Source organism: Thiorhodococcus minor (genome assembly GCF_010820565.1).
GTDB classification, from domain to species: domain Bacteria; phylum Pseudomonadota; class Gammaproteobacteria; order Chromatiales; family Chromatiaceae; genus Thiorhodococcus; species Thiorhodococcus minor.
In genome coordinates this window covers 1-2,091 of the sequence record NZ_JAAIJQ010000220.1, presented here as the reverse complement: position 1 = coordinate 2,091, position 2,091 = coordinate 1, and the positions used below count along the sequence as shown (strand labels likewise).

At 63.4% G+C, this 2,091-nt stretch carries 1 protein-coding gene and 1 pseudogene; both read left to right on the top strand.

Annotation, left to right across the window (positions count from 1 at the left end; all coding sequences use genetic code 11):
• Nucleotides 1-85: 85 nt before the first annotated feature.
• Nucleotides 86-738 (top strand): annotated as a pseudogene (locus G3446_RS26455) (tyrosine-type recombinase/integrase).
• Nucleotides 735-1,844: an IS91 family transposase gene (locus G3446_RS26445; RefSeq protein WP_164456640.1), complete on the top strand. Its 1,110-nt coding sequence runs from the start codon at nucleotides 735-737 to the stop codon at nucleotides 1,842-1,844. The pseudogene G3446_RS26455 and the gene G3446_RS26445 overlap by 4 nt, the downstream one beginning before the upstream one ends.
• The last annotated feature ends 247 nt before the right edge of the window (nucleotides 1,845-2,091 follow it).

The following is a 2,091-nucleotide window of genomic DNA, read 5'->3' as shown; positions in this document are numbered from 1 at the left end:
CGAGTACTTTAGCGACCGGCTCGAGACCCACTCCTGGAGTGCCGTCAAGCTCGACTTGTACGGGCTGAAGTTCTTCTACGCCCATGTGCTGCGCAAGCCTTGGGTCAACGTCGACCTCGTCAAGCCACCCAAGGGGCAACGCCTGCCGGATATCGTCACCGTCGAGGAGGCCCAGCGCCTGATTCAGGCAACCCAAACGCTGAGCTACAAGGTCTTCTTCTTCACCCTCTACAGCCTGGGTCTACGCCTCGGCGAGGGGCTGCGCCTCACCGTGGCCGATATCGATGCGGAGCGTCGGCGCGTGCACATCCGTGATGCCAAGGGCAACAAGGATCGCTTGGTGCCACTGCCCGAGACAACGCTTGAGCTGCTGCGCCGCTTCTGGCGACTGCATCGCAACCCGGTCCTGTTGTTTCCCAATCGCCACGGGGGACTCAAGGCGGCAGCATCGGCGTCCACGCCGCTGGATCGCGGCGGCGTGCAGGTCACCCTGCGCAAGGTCGTCGAGACGTGTGGGATTAAAAAAAGATCACACCCCACTGTCTTCGCCACAGCTACGCCACACACCTGATCGAGGCCGGTGTCGATCTGCTGGAAGTCCAAAAGATCCTCGGCCATCACTCCATCCTCACCACCGCCCGCTACACCCACCTGACCGCTCAGACCAACGGCAACGCCGAGCACGCCATCAACGCCTTGATGAGCGGCTTCTCCATCGACTGGAGGGGCGTGAAATGATCCTGCTGTCTTCGATCATCACCACCTTCAAGGCGGCGTATCTGGCGCAGATGGGTGATTCGATTCTACCCAGCCAGCGCAAGGCCCTCGAGGCGCTGCAGACCTGCCGCACCTCGGCCAGCCCCGTGATGCGCGCGCAGTGCAGCGCCTGCGATCACACCGAACGCGTCCCGCACTCCTGTGGTCATCGTGCCTGTCCTCACTGTCAGCACCATGAGAGCCAGCAATGGATCGAGCGTCAACTCGCCCGGCAGGTGCCAGCGACCTATTTCCTCCTCACCTTCACCGTACCCGAGGCGCTGCGCTCACTGGTGTGGTCCAACCAGCAGGCGCTCTACGATCACCTCATCCGCGCGAGCTGGGAGACGGTGCGTACCTTCGCGCGCAACGACAACGCTTTGCAGGGCGAGGCCGGGGCGATTGCGGTGCTCCATACCCATTCGCGCCGCCTCGACTTTCACCCCCATGTCCACCTGGTGGTGCCAGCCGCGGCCATCGATCCGGACAAGAAGCTGTGGCGCACCAAAAGCGCCAAGCGCGGCTATCTGTTCAATCACAAGGCGCTGGCCAAGGTCTTCCGCGCCAAGCTGCTGGAGGCCATCACCGCCGCGGGGCTGACCCTTCCGTCCGGCCTGCCGAGCGCCTGGGTCGTCGACTGCAAAAACGTCGGCCGTGGCGAGAAGGCGCTGATCTATTTGGGGCGCTATCTCTATCGCGGCGTCATCCAAGAGAAGGACATCGTTTCCTGTGAGAACGGCCAGGTGACCTTCCGTTACCGCGATGCCAAGCGCAAGCGCTTGGAGTACCGCACCCTGCCGGGCGCGCGCTTCCTCGCCCTGGTGCTCGCGCATGTCTTGCCCAAGGGATTCCGACGGACACGCAACTACGGCTTTCTGCATCCCAACAGCAAGCGCGCCATTGCCGTGCTGCAGTGGCTCTTCGGCCTCGATCCGAAGCGCCTGATCGCTCAACTCAAACCCCGGCCCAAGCTGAAATGCCCGTGCTGCGGGGCTGAGATGGTGAGCGTGCAAACACGTCTGCCGCCGCGCTCATTGCAACCGACCCTGCGCCCAACCCTTGAGGCGGCGCAGGCCGTGGTGATGTAACCGCTCCCAAAAGACCGACCCCGGGACTGCGGCTTCTTCCGGCCGAGGCTGGCGCTCGCCTGACATTCAGGCACAATGCCCACGCTGAACACCGTTGGGCGCAATCTTGAACCCGATGGCGGCCTGACAGCCGGGGCTCGGCACCTCCTCATTAGCTTCCAGGGCTCCGCGAGCCCTCGGCCTCGAAAAGCTATTTTCTATACCCCCTGCGTACCTCCTCGATCCCGGGCTTGTCCAACAACCGGTT

What these genes read in the sequence shown, in the direction of transcription:
- G3446_RS26445 (WP_164456640.1), top strand. Translation starts at nt 735, where the DNA reads ATGATCCTGCTGTCTTCGATCATCACCACCTTCAAGGCGGCGTATCTG.